9 protein-coding genes and 1 riboswitch are annotated in these 16,520 nt (G+C 52.8%); all 9 genes read right to left on the bottom strand.

Annotated features, from left to right (window positions below):
* Positions 1–32: 32 nt before the first annotated feature.
* Positions 33–4,898, bottom strand: a complete 4,866-nt coding sequence (locus tag CHH75_RS05620) for a glycoside hydrolase domain-containing protein (RefSeq protein ID WP_095265539.1) — start codon at positions 4,896–4,898, stop codon at positions 33–35.
* 25 nt (positions 4,899–4,923) lie between these two features.
* Positions 4,924–6,594, bottom strand: a complete 1,671-nt coding sequence (locus tag CHH75_RS05625; protein WP_095265540.1) for an S-layer homology domain-containing protein — start codon at positions 6,592–6,594, stop codon at positions 4,924–4,926.
* A 24-nt stretch (positions 6,595–6,618) separates the two neighbouring features.
* The gene (locus CHH75_RS05630) at positions 6,619–10,878 is read right to left on the bottom strand and encodes a PA14 domain-containing protein (RefSeq protein ID WP_095265541.1); all 4,260 of its coding nucleotides are present in this window, start codon (positions 10,876–10,878) and stop codon (positions 6,619–6,621) included.
* Positions 10,879–11,269: 391 nt separating this feature from the next.
* Positions 11,270–11,707: a hypothetical protein gene (locus CHH75_RS05635; RefSeq protein WP_095265542.1), complete on the bottom strand. Its 438-nt coding sequence runs from the start codon at positions 11,705–11,707 to the stop codon at positions 11,270–11,272.
* Positions 11,708–11,824: 117 nt separating this feature from the next.
* Positions 11,825–12,004, bottom strand: a complete 180-nt coding sequence (locus CHH75_RS05640) for an aspartyl-phosphate phosphatase Spo0E family protein (protein ID WP_176475470.1) — start codon at positions 12,002–12,004, stop codon at positions 11,825–11,827.
* 250 nt (positions 12,005–12,254) lie between these two features.
* Entirely contained in the window at positions 12,255–13,664 is a 1,410-nt protein-coding gene (locus CHH75_RS05645) for a helix-turn-helix domain-containing protein (protein ID WP_176475471.1), read from the bottom strand.
* 215 nt (positions 13,665–13,879) lie between these two features.
* Positions 13,880–14,707, bottom strand: coding sequence for a bifunctional hydroxymethylpyrimidine kinase/phosphomethylpyrimidine kinase (thiD, locus tag CHH75_RS05650; protein WP_095397696.1), 828 nt, complete (start codon positions 14,705–14,707; stop codon positions 13,880–13,882).
* The gene (gene thiM, locus CHH75_RS05655) at positions 14,707–15,549 is read right to left on the bottom strand and encodes a hydroxyethylthiazole kinase (RefSeq protein WP_095397657.1); all 843 of its coding nucleotides are present in this window, start codon (positions 15,547–15,549) and stop codon (positions 14,707–14,709) included. Before thiM ends, thiD begins: the two co-directional genes overlap by 1 nt.
* Before the next feature lie 21 nt (positions 15,550–15,570).
* Complete coding sequence (gene tenA / locus CHH75_RS05660) at positions 15,571–16,275, bottom strand: thiaminase II (RefSeq protein ID WP_095397658.1); 705 nt, start codon at positions 16,273–16,275, stop codon at positions 15,571–15,573.
* Between the two features lie 140 nt (positions 16,276–16,415).
* Positions 16,416–16,519: riboswitch (TPP riboswitch) on the bottom strand.
* Position 16,520: the final 1 nt, after the last annotated feature.

The following is a 16,520-nucleotide window of genomic DNA, read 5'->3' on the forward strand; positions in this document are numbered from 1 at the left end:
TCTCGTTTGAGGCTTGCGGGATATTCTGCATGCTATTGCCGGGTAAATTCCGCCCGATCGAAGTTGCCGATGTATCGATGCGTGGAATTGACAGAGCCCGTCAGTACAAGGTATACATCGTGAACACCTGTCAGCGATTCGGTCAACTGTCCTTCGGCGACGGCGTAATTCCCCCACCCGTTCCCCGTAGGAGGCACCGGAATCGTCCCAACCAGCGTTCCGTTTACGCCGCCAAGCCGAACTTCCACGGCAGAATCTGCTGCGCAATTCGCACTGTTGCTGGCATACTCAATGGACAGATGGTTGACGCCCGAGGTGCCGAAGTCCATCCCTTTATATGCCAGCCATGCGCGGTCAAACGTATTGGCCACCTGCCGCCCGCTTTTGCCTGGCTCGGTCTTCAGCGGCCCCTGGTTAAAGGTATTGACAGCGGTAGACCACTCGTCAGAGGTTTCCAGCTCCAGATTCGCATAGTCACTGCGAGTCTTCTGATAACCCCACGTGAAAAAGTCGAAATTTCCGATATAAGGCTTCGAGCTGGTGGTGCTGCCTTTCATGACGATATACAACGTTTGCTTGCCTGTGAGCGTCCGGTTCAGCAGCGCCTCGGCTGTAGCGTAATTGTTCCAACCGCTTCCTGTATTGTTCAGCGCAGCGGTGCCGAGAAGCTCGCCGCTTTCACTTCCAAGACGGAATTCAAGCGCCGCGTCGGCCGGTGTTCTGTCGGATGGAGCCGTGTACTCAACCGCGATCCGGTTCGCGCCTTCAGCTCCGAAGTCGAGATCGGCATACGCCAGCCATGCGCCGTCAAATGTGTTGGCAACCACCGTTCCTCCATTGCCGGACTCGGTCTTGAGCGGATTGCCGTTAAAGGTATTCACCCCGGTCGACCAGCTCGTTCTGCCCTCAAACTGGATCGTTCGGACGTCCGTCACTGGCGGAGCAGGTTCCACCGGGTCATCCGGCAGCTCCGGCTCCGGTTTAGGAACCGGTAACGGCTCCGGCTTCGGCTCTGGCTGCTCCGGCTGCCCCGGTTGTTCCGGCTCTGGCACAGGCACTGGCTCCGGCTGCGATACAATTGGATCCGCCAGCCACAGCGAGTTATAGATGTTGCCGTCATACTGATCTACCAGATAGATATTGACCTGATATCTGCCTGCATTGACGTTAAACGTCTGGGAGATGTCGAAGCTTCCCGTCTCCACCGGGATCGCGCTCGACACCAGCGCCTGATCATGCCCGCTCATCAGCTGAATGACGGCGACAGCCGAATCGACATAAGCCCCCTTCAAGGTTCCAGCCACTTCAACCTGCATATTGCCTGTGCGCTTTACCTCTGCCTCCAAATCGAATACATCCCATTTGATGTCCGAAGTATAGGCTTGGTCTGATACGAGCGCTTCCCCGGCAGCCCGGTTCAAGTTCTCATCCGCCTTGACCCGGACCTGCACCTGCCCTGCTTCATACGCAGCTGGCCCTACGATCTGCGGATTGGCAGTTACAGGCTGCCAGCTTCTGCCGCCGTCCGTGCTGAATTGATAATCTGCCGGATTGTCGTAGCCTGGGACATAGGTCCAGCCGAATGTATTGGCCTTGTCGTCTACAACCGGATTCGTCGGCGCTTCCGGCTTCTCCAGACGCTTCACCGCATTCAGACTGAATTCGAAGGCGACATCCGAGCTTGTTGCATTCACCTGATGAACCTCCGCTGCGAGCACGTTCGTGCCCGCCACGAGATAAGACGGGTCAATGCGGTATAGATTGCGATCCCGCTCGTTATTGACGGTCGCATTCGCATAGGTGTCATAGGATATTGGGCCTTGCGGCATATTCGTGCGAATGATTTCCTTGCCATTCAGATAGACAACCGCGCCGTCATCGCGGATGAGACTAGCCTCAAGCTCCAGGATGTCATTCACATCACTCACGTCAAACGTCTTGCGGAAGTAAGTGGTCGGGTGCTTCCGATTCGCGTCCGGGCCATAGCTGACCACGGTTTTCACATACCCGATGTTATCATAGCCAAGCGGAGCCTCACCTGCGCTCCAGCCAGTGTCGTCATACGCCGCATCTGTCCAGCCATTGCCCGCATAACGTCCCTGGTCGAAATACTTCCATTCCTCTCCCTCGGCAATGATTGTTTGGCGGGACAGATGGTTATCCACATCGGTACCGTAATCATGCATTGGCGGAGCTGCCTCCGGCGATGCGCCCCAATCCGTATTCGGCTCAGGTCCCATCTCAAACGCCAGCACGCCGCCGTTCATCACATCCACATAGCTAATCCATGCCTGATCGAATTGGCGACCATTCAGGGAAGCCGATTGAATGAACCGGTTCTGGCTGGATACGCCATCAGCCTTGATTGTAAACGTCTTGCCGCCGTCCAGGTGAAGCTTCACTTCCGAGAAGATCGGCGAGCCGATCAGGAAGTTCGCGTCTCCCGGATTGCCAGGGAACAAGCCCATTGCACTGTACACATACCAGGAGGACATGCCGCCGGCATCGTCATCCATAGACGGCAGGTAGCCTTCCGGATCGTCGCGATAAACGCGGGATTTGATCGGATGGGCATACAGGCCATGGTTGTGGTATTTTTGCGTAACAACTTCGGTTGTGTACTGTCTGACATAATATTGCGTCAAGTAAGGCATGCCCAGGTAATTGAACAGATAAGGAGCTTCCAGGTCCGGTTCGTTAATAGCCACGTATTCGTCTCTGGCAAAGAAATCCTGAAGCTGTTTAGCCATCTCTCTTTTGCCGCCCATCAGCTCAGCCAGCCCGTTAATATCCTGGGAAGCCGACCAGCGGTACGTCCACAGATTCCCTTGGTATGCATAACGGCCTACCGCTGTAATATCTCCAGGGCCGACGTTCCTTCCGTTCGGCGTGAAGAAGCCGTACTTGTCGCCGTTCTCGTCAACCTGGTCCGGATTCCACAATGACTTGTAGGAGAGCGCAACCTGCTTGTATTTGTCATACATGTCGCGGTCTCCGATCATCTCGGCCAGCTTCATCGGGAAGTAGGCGCTTCTTGCCTTCTCCAGCTTCCCTGAGATTTCCCCATCGTTCACGGAGAAGTTATCCGCATCAACGGCCATCCCTTGAAGCGCAGCATAGACATCGTAATCTCGGAAGCCCTTGGAATAGGCATCCAGGATGACCGCACCGTTGAACTCATTTCTAACCGTCGGGCTAGGCCAGTAGCCTTCTCCCCACTGTGTGTAAGCGCCTCTCGTCTTGTACAGGTCCACTAGGGATTTCACCATGTTGTTGTATTTGTGCGGCTCCAGTACAGAGAAGAGCGCATACTTCCGGAAATCATCCCATGTCGTCCAGCCGTTATAGTATTCGAAGTCCGGTCCGATCTCGTCGGTGTTTCGGATCGTGTTCTCGTCTCTGCCCGCCTTGAAGGTGCCTAATGAACTGCTCACCTTATTCGGATGCAGGAACATATGATAGAGCTGCGTGTAAAAAACTCGTTTGTTCTGCTCATCATGATCAGTAATCTCGATTTTTCCCAGGAGCTCGCTCCACGTGTTTCTCACTTTGGCATGCTGCGCGTCAAAATCCCAGTTCGCGACGTCATGGTCGCGCTCATATTTCGCTTGTTCCGTGCTCACCGGAGACAGGCCCACCTTCGCTTGTACCACTTGGTTTGCAGTTGTATCGAAGGTAACCCATACGCCGCTGCTGGCTCCTGTGCGCACAGGCACGCTGCCTGTGTCATCGCCCTGCCAGGACGTGTACGATTGAAAATCCTGATCGAACGCAATGGAGAAGTACATTGTATAGTAGCCATGACCGCATACGTTCTTGGACTGAATCATCCCTGAAATTTCCCGGTTGTTCTCGACCTGCAGGCTGGCGTTCACCATTCCCGCATAAGAGTTGGAGAGATCGACCAGCACCGAGCCTTCGCTGGCCGAAGCCGGGAAGGTATAGCGGTGAAAGCCGACATTGTCCGATGCCGTCAGCTCCACGCCGACACCGGAGTCCAGATGGACCGCATAATAGCCCGGCGAGGCTTGCTCGCTGCTTTTAACATATTTCTGTTTGTAGTCATTGCTGTTCTTGGTAAAAGCGCCGGTCTGCGGCATCAGCAGAATATTTCCGCCCCCGCCGCTGCAGCCTACGCCGCTGAATCTTAGATGCGAGAAGCCCTTCAGATGCTTGTCCTCGTAATAGTAGCCGCTGAATGCCCCGCCATCACTGTCAGGACCGAGTGAGACAAGGCCAAAAGGCGTCGTCGGCCCCGGATTTGTCTGTCCGTTGTCCCCGAGCGTATTGATGAACGGATCGACATAATCGATCGGAGCGAGATTCACAGGCGGGTATGCCGGGACTTCACCGGCATCCACGCCGTACAATTCAAGCTCATACAGCCGAACGGTGTTCGAGTCGTAAGCGCCTTGGCTTATATAAAATCTGAAATACTGAGCCGTCACCGGCTCCGATAAATACCGGTTCACAATGGTCTGCGCGTTGTTCTGAACGACATCCACATCGGTCCAGACGGTGCCGTCGTTACTTTTTTGCAGACGGAAATTTTTGGTGTTCCAGAATGGGCTGTTGTTTTTTTCAGAAATGGCAGCATTCTGAACAACCCATTGGTTAATCGTATATTCCTTGCCCAAATCGAGCTTTAACCATTTGATCGAAGCACTGGTATTGTCGCACCACTTCGTATCCGCTTTGCCATCCACGGCGAACTCAGGACGCTCATTGCTGTTGCATTGTCCCGAAGCGGTCACCTGGGCCCCGAGCGCTACGTTTCTCGTCTCTATGCCTGGCGCTGATCCAGACGCTGCCCAGGCGAAGCCTGCGGGTAACGCTGGCTCTATCAAGCTGTACAGCAGCAGCACCGTCATGATCATGGATAAGATTCTTTTCCCCATTGTGCTTGGTTCCCCTCGCTTTCAGTTATAAAGAGCGGTCTGTAATGAGCCGATGAATCATGATCGCGACTTCCGCCCGATTGACGGAATGCTTCGGATTGAAGCGGGTGCCGTCGCCTTGAATCAGTCCGAGCGACCAGGCTTCGTTCACCGCTTCAGCAGCCCAAGCGGAAATGGACTTCGCATCAGCAAAGGCCGGTTCACCCTGCTTGGATGCTGTCAGGCCCGATTGCTCGGCTGCCCGCACAAGAGCTACTACCGCTTCCTCCCGTGTAATCGGGTCATTCGGTCTGAATGCTCCCCCATACCCGGACATCAAACCGATCGTTGCCGCCTGCTTGACATGCTCTGAATAATAGCGTCCGGCAGGCACATCCCGAAACGCCTGAGCCGGGCTCGCCGCTGCATCCGCACGGATTCCTTCATGATTCAAAGCGCGCATCAACAGCGTGGCGAATTCCGCACGGGTAATGCTCCGATTCGGTTCATAACGGCGCTCGTCCACTCCAGTCACCAGATGTTTCGCTGCCAGCGCTTTAACAGCCTCCTCGGCCCAATGACCGGCCAGATCGGTAAATGTTTTGTTATATTCAAGAATCGCATAGTAGGAGAAATGACCCGCTGTAAAAGTAAATCGGCCATCCTTGAGCGTGCCAGGGACATATTCAAGGCTTCTGCCGTTCACATAATAGACGCCGGCCAAATTGGAAGCGATGCTGCGCTCCTGCGCCTCGGTCAATTCCAGGCTCACCACCGCAGGCCGGTTCAATTGATGGATTTCCGTCATGCTGTTCCCGGAAATGATCTCGATCACCACGGAGAGTACAATGTCTGTCGATGCATAGTCCGAGTTAGACCCTATCGAGCGTTGAACCAGAGCACGGGCTTCCTCGGTATAAGCAGACTTAAGCACAATGCGTACCCGTGCCTGCAAATCCTCCTGCACCGGAATAGAGCCAGCCGGGAAACGTACTGTACGGTCGCCTGTAGTCACAATGAGTTCCAGGCTCCGCTGCTGGAGAGTTCGCAGCGATTCAGACGGGAACTCAACCGGAGCTCCGGACTGACCGGCTTCGGCTGGCAGCTGAATCGTTACCGAATCCTGCGCTTGATCAGCGGCTTCGGTGATCGTGCCTGCCCCGACAATGTATCGCCCGTCTGATGTCAGCTCCGGACGGATGACCGAACCGGAAGCCGATCCTACGCCGGCTGGAATACTTCCGGTAAGAGACCCGGACCCGTCCGGCTGAGGTGTTGGGCTGCTTCCACCGCCACTGGACCCAGGAGAGCCTGGAGCGGGAGCGGGATTCTCCCCGCCTCCGCCGCCCGGAGGATTCACCACAGGTGCTCCAGGCACGATGAATGTCTTCGTTTGCGACGCAGTGCCCATACCAGCGGCTACCGTATAGATGCCGGACGGGGCTAAATCTTCATCCGCCGGAATCTGGACGCTCGCTTCATAACGGCTGTTTGCCGCTTCAACCACATCGATGTAGAGCACCGTCTGACGCGGCGTAACCACCTTGATCACGACAGTTCCCGACTCGACCGGCACGGTTCCGGAAATCGTCAGCTTCTCGCCGCGTTTGACTTCTCCTGCGCTTAGCGCAAGGGAGAAAGCATCCGCTGCGAAGACGGAAGCTGGCGAGAGCACGAACAACAATATCAGTATGAGTGCTACATTTTTTTTCACCATATTCAGTCCTCTCTTATTCGTCCGTTACCGTAGCTCAATCGGTTTCGCCAAATGAATCGGCACCTCAGGGTCGCTGTTGAATTCATCAAACACGAATACCTTGACGCTATACTGGCTTCCGTTCACATTAAAATATTGCGAAACTTCAAGTACGTCCTGCCGAATAGGAATTGCATTAATCAAGAGCGGCGTATTCCCGTCCATAAGCTCGAATACTACGTATGGATCGCCACTGTACTCTGCTGCCCGCGCTACCTTCACATCGACCTTGAGCTGCCCATCTCTCGTCACTTCCCCGGACAACTGGAAGGTTTCATGGAGGCTGTTCTCCGTAAACGGCTTGTCGGATGCAAGAGGCAGGCCAGCCTGTCTTCCACTGGCTGCGTCTGCCTGTACGCGTACCATAACTTCGCCTGCAGGATAATTCCCGTCTCCAACCGGCTGTGGATTCGCGGTCACAGGCTGCCAGCTTGTTCCGCCGTCAACGCTGAATTCGTAATCGGAAGGCTGCTCATAACCCGGCACATGGGTCCAGCCGAACGTATTATGGCCATCATCCACCACCGGAGCCGTTGGCGCCGCCGGAACGTTCCCCGAGACAGCTACCTTGACCGCTGCCGAATTGTCCCGCTTATCAACGGTTGTGACAGCAAATTCATAGGCTTCATTCGGCGTAGTCCCCGGCACCTCATATTGATAGCTGGTTTTGCCTGCCTCTACAGGGATATAGGCGCTCCAGTTCGGGCCGAGCTGTCCGTTCACTTCATGAATCCTAAACCCGCGGATCGGATCCTCGGCATCCACCGTTTGTGGCATACTCCAGGAGAGCACTGCCCTTCCATTACCGGATTTGCCCGCCGACAGGCCTTCAACGGCATCGGGGCGTCCATCATTACGCACGATGGTATACTCATCCATCGGAGCGGACTCACCGGTGATATAGGTCTGCAGCGTCAAGGAATCCTCTGTTACCTTAATGCCGGTGTACATAGGCTTGTAAGGCTGGCTGTACTTGGCTGCGTAATATTTGTCCACATCGCCTCTGACGCCATAATATTTGCGCCCGGCCGCGTTATTGATCAGATACAGCGTCCCGTCCGGATCAATGACATTGCCGTTGCTGTCAGTCACTACGTTCTGAACCGGCTTGTCACCATACATCTGGAAAGATCGCATAAAGGTATGGTCATGCCCTTGTAGAACCAGATCGATGCCAAGCTCATCCATAATCGGATACAAGGTTTCACGGAGCTCCAGAATATCGCGGTCCAAGGCATGCCCGCCTACCGAATATATCGCTTTATGGAAGGCGACAACCTTCCACTTCTTGTCAGTTTGAGCAACTTCTTTTCTTAGCCACTCGATCTGCTTCTCGAACGATGACTTCTGGGCGTTGTCCCACGGAATATCACCGGTGTTAAGCACCATGAAATGCGCCGGGCCATAATCGAACGAGTAGACCGCGCCCGCCGGATTGGAATCCGTGAACGAGTTGTCAGGCAGATTGAAATGATAATAGAAGTTGTTATTGTACGGCCCTTCATGGTTGCCGATCGTGGTCATCAGCGGCAGATTCATAAGTTCATCTTGAGGCTGGGTGAAATAATCATGCCACTGCTCCTCGAGATCACCGACATCCACCATGTCGCCAGGCATCAACAGAAATTTGGAATCCGGGAAATTCTGCACACCCGCGCGAACAGTATCCGCCCATGCTTTATAATCGTCGGTGTTCCCTCCCTGGGAGTCCGTCATATACAGGAAGGAGAACTCATTCTCTTCTTCCCTCTCGGTCGTAAATTGTCCATGCTTACTCCAATACCCGCCGCTTCCCAGCCGATATTGATACGTCGTTCCAGGTTCCAGACCCTCAACCACGACTTTATGTGACAAGTAGTTCGCATTGGTGGACCGGGTTACCCGTACATGAATCTCTTCACTCGTGCCGCGGAAAGACTTCATCGTCGGTGAATCGAAGCTCTCCCCTGCACGCACCACCTGCACCTCGCTGTCCCGGATACCTGCCGGGGCGGTTGCCGGATTTGGATATTGGGAATACCAGGCGAAACTGCGTCTTGTTTTTGCATCCCCATGCAGGGACATTGCGATATCAAATGGCGTGTAATCCACGACCTCAGATTGGTTGATCGCAGTGAAGGCAAAGCTGCCCACATTCGTGCCATCAGCCAGCTGCAGACCGGCTAACCCATCATAAGCAATGTTTACCCGCCTAATTGGCGTGATCGCTTCAGCCACTTGGACCGTCATCAAGGAAGGATCACGATCCTGCAGCACATCCAGCAGCGTCAGCTGTGTATCGTCTGCTGTAACCGTAATATGATCCTGCAGCGCTCCCGGAAGAGCTCCCAGATCGGACAACATCTCAAGCGAGATGTTCAGGCCATCAGCCATAACCGTTGCTGCAACCGGGCCATTGTAATCCTCTGGCAAATAGAAGACATGATCAGGCACAATTTCTTTTGCCATGGAAGGTGTAGACCAGCGCAGATAGAGATTGGAGCCGCCATAATCCTCAAAGTACTCGATCTTAATCTTGTACTTCTGTCCGCCATTCAGGTGAATAGGCGTACTGGTCTGCTCGATATCCCAGTCATTCACCCAATGATCGATGATCAACTGATCGTCGATCCACAACCGGAAGCCGTTATCGCCAATCATATAGAAGGTGTAATCATCCGTTTGCGGCGGCATGATCTGTCCGGTCCAGCGCACATTGGCGTTATCTGCCTGACCGGTTAATGATTGCAGGATGGGATCCAGGTTTCTAAATTCGATCCGGGAGTCGATCGCCGTTCCCTTATGATCACCGAAATCAAAATTGCTTCTGCCCGTATAATACTCCCCGAGCAATCCGTTATCCTTGCCGACTACCGGCGGTGCACTATCCGAACCCTTCAGTTCAAGGGAAAAGAACAGGTCCGAACTGGCTCCCCGGTCCTGATGCACGGAGGCAGCCATGACATTCGTGCCGTCGACCAGCAAGGCAGGGTCGATCTCAAACACATATGCGTTTCTTTCGTCTCCAACCGCAGTAGATGCCGTTGTTCTATACGTAATCTCGCCGCTCGGCATGTTGGTGCGGTATACTTCCTGCCCATTCAGGTAGATGACCGCTCCGTCGTCCCGAATCAAGGAAGCTTCCAGCTGTTTAATTGCAGCTGCATCGGTTACTTGGAACTCCTGACGGAAATACGTTGTTAAATGTTTGTTCCCTGCATCCGAGCCATACCCGATCCAGGTGTTCAAGTCTTGGCCTTTGCCGCTGCCTGCATACCCAAGCGGGGCAGGGGCCTTCTTCCAGCTGCTGTCATCGAAATTCGGCTCCTTCCAGGCCGTGCCTTGATCCGAGCCGTCATCCAAATAAGTCCACTGACTATCCTTCTCGATAAAATGGAGTCCAGCCGCAAGGATGGCGGCGCCTGCTGCTCCAACGTTGATGACCGCAGCGGCTTGATGAGCCCCGTCCTCTGTTGTCACTGTAACAACCGTGCTGCCTTCGGATACGCCGGTAACGAGACCATTCGCATCGACCCCAGCCACGGCAGGGTTATCTGATGACCAGATCAGATTTGGCGTAGCGGCTCCTGGCGGTGAGAGGATGGCCGACAGCTGCTCTGTTTCACCTTCCAACAGATCCAGATTCGGCTTGTCGATGCGAATGCCATCCGGCTGCACCGCCGATGCACCAACCATCGAACCCCAAGCCTGGAACTCGTAAATATTCGCTGCATACCCTCCCGTCGCAGCATCCGCCGCGCCAGGATCCGTAATGTTCAGTTTAAAATATCTTGCCTGAACAGGGACGCTCAGCGTATGTGCAGTCTCTTGATATGTATTGCCTGTCACCGTTACTGCCGGCGTCCAGTTCACATCATCGGTGCTCACTTCAATCGAATAGTCCCGGGTATTGTAGCTGTCCGGTTCACCGGCTGCTCCTGCATGAAACAGCACGAATTGGCGCACGAGAGCCTCAGCGCCAACGTCTACCTTAATCCAATACGGGTTCGCTGGATCCGGCAGGCTTGAACCTCCTGCATAGCTCCATTTCCCGCTGTTCTTGCTGCCGTCGATTGCTTTAGACGGAGCGAAGTCATCCGATATGTATCCGTTCGCCGTTGCCGTGACTCCTGCTCCGGCGAATACATTCGTATCTGTGGCTGCCACGCCAGCCATCTGCGCCGGACTGTACCCTGCTGGCAGCAGAGAGGTCAATAACATAACTATGGCAAGCACACGGCTTGTCAGCGTGATCCTCTTCTTCACTTTCTCTGTTCCCTCCTAAAACATTATAATGTTCGTACATAAGGGTACGTGCTTCTCTCCAGACATTCAATCCATGCATTGTAAAGTGACGAACAATTCTGTGTAAATATTTGAATATGCATATGCGCATTTCGAGATGGAAGGAATTTCCTTATTATGTTCGATCACAATAAACACGCTTACATTTCCAGTTGGTTGTTAGATACTATGAGAGACTTACTTATTATAGAAGGAAAAAAATAAACAGGATTAGGGGGGAGTTCGTGGGAAGGGGAACAGACGACAAACAACTATCTGACCAAATAAAAAAGCAGCGACCTTCGCTGCACGTTAATATGATTTCAATTCGTCAAAACGATTCTATGTCATATTCAATTCCGACCGATCATACTTAATGCCTGCGATAATGGTAGAGGACCGTTCGATAGATTTGACCGGAAAAGATTCGGAACCCGAATGCGCGGCCCGACCACTTCCGCAAAATTCCGCAAAATTGCTTCCACTCGGCGGGGTAAGCATTCAGACCCGTGATCCGTTTCCGTTGATCGCCCCATTCAATCTCCAGGCTCCAATGGGTTCCTTCACTGGCCCCAAGGTCCACATAATGATCATGCCAGTTAAAGATCCGGCAGTTTCGAAGGTCCTCTACGAGAGCAAGCTTGCTCTCCATTCCTGTCAGGGGCCGCGGGCTGATCTCGGCAACAATGCCTTGTTCCGATAGCTCCCAATAGATTTCTCCTGCTGCGAAATCAATCACGATGGTGCATCCGGGACCCAAGGAGCCTCGGATTGTAGCCATCATTCTCGTTAATTGCCTGTACTGATCCATCCATAGTCCCCTTCCTGATGTCATGATTCCGAGGCAGAACCCTCTCATTCTTCAAGTGAGCGATCTCCGTCGAATACCCTTGTCTATCCGAATCCGCTCAGGAATTAAACGTCTTATTTACGCAATGGGTTTCACATTTTTACGGTACGTTGATCGATAATATCGGTTGAGAAGCTCGTCCAGTTCCATAGATTGCTTAAGGACCCTCGGATGCCGCAAACCATACTGCTGCTCCATCTGATACAGCAGTTGTCTAGCATCTTCTATTCGCTGCAGCATCACGTCAGTATACATCATCGCTCGCACCTCCTCGTGTAATATTTTAGAATATAATGTAAAAATAATGTTTTTAGTTTGTAATGCATTGTTTCTGTTTATACACTAGAGTGTGCCAGTGATGGTTGTCACATCCATTCTTACCGAGTCGAACGGAATCGAATGGTTAATGTCATGTAAAGTCAATAGGGCGGGATGTAAAAAAACAAGCCATAGGAGAATGACTCCTATGACTTATATTTAGGGCTGCTAGATTCAATCTTTACTATTTTCACAGCCATTCAGAAATCTCTTGGCCGGATAATCCTTCTTGTTGGCCAAGCATGCTTATTATTCCTAAAATCAACAACCGCCAATGATGGGAGTGATTCTCTCCGTTACTGCTAGAATGATTTCCATCCCACTCCGTAGAGCTCCGAGTCGCCCAAATCCTATTAATTCTTGTTGCTGCCCTCAATCCTTCCAGCAAGTAATCAACGACGACTTCATACCGCTGCTTGTTTAAATGATAAATCGCCAGCTCAATCACAAAACGAATATAGCGATCGGATGCTACTTGTTCGTTGTAGGTGCCAGTTAGCCCTTTACCGGTAGCAAATTCAGAAATTTGCTGTTCGAATTTCTTCAAGACCGAATCGATATCTAAACCGAAACGGTTGGCCGCTTGAAGTATCTTGTAAAGTGCGGGCAATATCTCATCAGGCCTGACCTCAATGTAGGCCACATATTCAGGAAGAACTTCAACATCCCCCATCATGAGTTTGTACATATACCTATTGGCAGTTGCCCACATCTTGTATTGTGCTATGATCTGACGAGCTTCCTCTGAATCTTCTACTACCCAGTCAAGATCACTGTACAGAGATACATAACTAAGAGCCTGCTCGTACTCGCCTCGCGCATCACTAACCCCGGACCGCAACAGGTAGGAATAAATGATATATAGAAATAAAGGTTTCTTCGGTTCCTTATGCAATACACGTCTTCTCGACGTCTGATACTTGTTCCGGTATAAGATACTGGCCTTTCTCCCCATCTTCTCTGCAATTTCATCTACTTTACCCCATCGCCCGAGAGCCGCATATATATTAGCAAGGTCTTTCAATGCGTCGAGCTGGTCGATCTCATCCAAACGTTCTACAAAACCTTCAAACTTCGTAGCTGCTTGTAAATTGAGCTGTTGATTGGAGCCGACTGAAATCGAAAATAACCTGTACTGGCATAAAGCAAGCCGTTCAGAATGCTGATATTTCTCACTTTCAGCCACACATTCATAGATGATCGCTGCCGCTGATTCGTTTCCCTGTTGATACCAATCTTCAGCAGTATCGAACAATAGTGGGAGATAGATAAGACTGTCCATCATCAATTGAACAATCTTATGGATGCAATCGAGTTTGTCCAGTTCCGCACAGCGGTATAGGAAAGGGCGTAACCGACGCCAATTAGGTGAATAACGAAAGCACTCCTCAACATACAGCTCGTATAGCGCTCCCTCGGGGAGCTCCATGCCGGACGTAATACGATCGAGTTGTTGCATTGATATTGGCCGAGTACCATTAATAATAGAACTAATCGTCCCAGAGTTGGTATTGGATATCTCAGCAAAGCGATTGATGGTCAACCCCTTAGTTCGAAGATAATCCTCTAATTGTGATCGTATCGTGGTTGTTGTATTCAAATGGAACAACCTCCAACAAGACCCCACACGGAATCCATATTATGGAATAATAATCAGTTCCAGTATTACTGTTCAATTCTTGCATGTCAACTCTCAAGCTTAATTTCTATAATTTTTCCATAATAAAAAACAAGCCCCGATATCTATCGATATCGAAGCTTGTCTATCTATCTCATGTACATATTCAGCTATAATGCCTGGTTGCTTGATCCTGATTATACAAGCATCCCATTGCGGCGGCGGTAGGCCCAATGGTTGGTTGGACCATGACCGTGGCCGATTCCCAGCTCATCCTCAATCGCAGCCTGGATGAAGGCTTTGGCATCCAGAATCGCCTGCGATGGAGAGATGCCCTTCGCCAGACCAGCCGTAATTGCAGCTGAGAAAGTACAGCCTGTTCCGTGTGTATGCGTGGTCGTTACCCTTTTGCCTATCAGCTCTGTGAAGGATGAGCCGTCATAGAACAGGTCCAGCACCTGGCTGCTCCCGCCCTCTTCATCATGGCCGCCCTTGATGACAATCATCTTCGGCCCGGACTGATGAATACGTCTCGCAGCCTCTCGGCGGTCCTCCATCGTCCGAATCTTCATATCCGCCAGCGCCTCCGCTTCCGGAATATTCGGCGTAACGACCATCGCTAGCGGCAGCAGCTCCTCCTTCAGCGCCTGGATCGCTTCCATCTGAAGCAGCTCCGCGCCTCCCTTGGCAATCATCACCGGATCAACGACCACCTTCTCCCAGCCAAAAGCTCTTATTTGCTCCGCTACCAGCCGTATAATCTCGGCACTGAACAGCATCCCGGTCTTCAGCGCATCGACCCCGATATCGGTGCCGACCGCATGAATTTGCTCTGCAGATGCTTCCGCCGGCAGCGGATAGACCCCTTGGACGCCGAGCGTATTCTGTACCGTAATGGCCGTGATGGCCGACATGCCATAGGCTCCCAGCTCCTGAAAAGTCTTAAGATCCGCCTGGATGCCGGCACCGCCTCCGCTGTCGGAGCCCGCAATCGTCAGCGCTTTATATACCCTGTGCTCATTCATCATGATGTTATTCCCCCCGTTGCCGCATAATCCTGCACCGTCGCATGCCCGGTCAGCGAGTCCGGTGCAAGCCGGTCCAGTTCATCCAGGAAGGCTGTCTGGAAGCTGCCCGGCCCCAGATCTGTCGTGCGTGCCCCCGCTCGGAAAGCCGCTGCCCCGTAGAAGGCCAGCCCAGCTGTACCGGCAAGCAGCACGTCCGGCTCCACCGCGGCAAAGGCGCCAAGCACCGAGGTCAATAGACAGCCTGCTCCCGTTATCTTAGTCAGTCTGGCATCTCCGCCACGAACCACCCGTAACGTGTCCCCATCTGTAATGACATCCTCCGCTCCGGTAATGGCCACGACGGTGTCCAGCTTGCGTGAAGCCCGAACTGCAAGCTCGGAATGGCCGCTGCTCGATTCGTCATCCCCTGCATCCACGCCGCGAATGCTCCGGCTCTCTCCGATCAGATGGGCGATTTCAGCCGCATTGCCTCTGACCAGCGCAACGTTGACCTCTTGCATAATTCGAAGCGACGACTCCGTACGGAAAGGGGTTGCCCCGGCGCCAACCGGGTCCAGCAAGACCGGTACGCCGTGAGCATTGGCGGATTGCCCAGCAATAATCATTGCATCGACCTGTTCACGGCTGAGCGTCCCAATGTTCAGCACGAGGGCACCGGCGATCTTGGCCATATCGGCCACTTCCTCCGGAGCATAAGCCATTACAGGCGAAGCGCCCAGCGCATAAAGGCCATTTGCCGTAAAATTCGTAACAACGACGTTGGTCATGTTATGAACGAGCGGCTTCTCATTTCGCACCTTAGTGAGAAGTCCAGAAAGCTTTTGTTCCAACAGACTCATATCATCCTGCCTCCTACATACTCAGATCGGCTGTACAGGCCGGGAGATCGCTTCCGGCATCGGCACCGGCCACGCCTCCAGCTTATAAGCCATATCCCAGAACATATACTCCAGCTGGCAGCTGAGCATAAAATGCTCCTTCATCCGTCTGCGCTCATCCGCCGTTGCCGTTTCCGCCCAGGCATCCACCCTTTGACGAAATTTATCCGTGGCACCTCCCGCCCGGCTGCCGTAGAACTGAATCCATTCCTGGAACGGATGATTCTCATCCGGGTTCACTTGCTCCATCAGCCTGCGGCCGATTTCCAGGTACGTCCATGGGCATGGCAGCAGCACCGCCATAATCTCGCCCAAACTGCCCTCGTGCGCCACCGTCAGCATGTGACGGATATAGTGATGTGCGGAAGGCGCCAGCGGGTAACCCTGCAATTCCTCGTAACTGACGCCAGCGACCGTACAAAAATTATGATGCGGGTGAATCTCACTGTTCAGAATAAACGAGATCTGCTCGTTAAATGCCGCGATGTCCTCCCGGTTCGCACATTTGGAAATCGCGATGCCATAAATCCGCATATAGGCATTTAAATACTCGAAATCCTGCTTGACGTAATGGGTCAGCTGCTCCTTGCCCAGCTGTCCTTCGGCAATACCTCTGACAAAGGGATGTTGAAAAATAGCCTCAAAAATACCGTCCGCCTCGCGGCGAAGCTCCTCTGAAAAACGCATGTATACCCCACCTCCTGAAAAATAAAGAGCAGGGAGTCCCGTGATCACCGATTTTCGTGGACAACCAAAAAAGCCGCCCCGAAAACTGGAGCGGCTTCATCGCATAGGACCGACAACGTCAAGTGACGCTGCCATCCTGTATTATGAAGGCTCCACTTTCCTACGCTAGTACGAACTAGATCAGGTTCAAAGGGTCCAGGATATGCTCCTGTCTCAGCCGCTGACGGCTCCCCTAGTGGACTTCC

Source organism: Paenibacillus sp. 7541 (assembly GCF_002276395.1).
GTDB classification, from domain to species: Bacteria; Bacillota; Bacilli; order Paenibacillales; family Paenibacillaceae; genus Paenibacillus_AQ; species Paenibacillus_AQ campinasensis.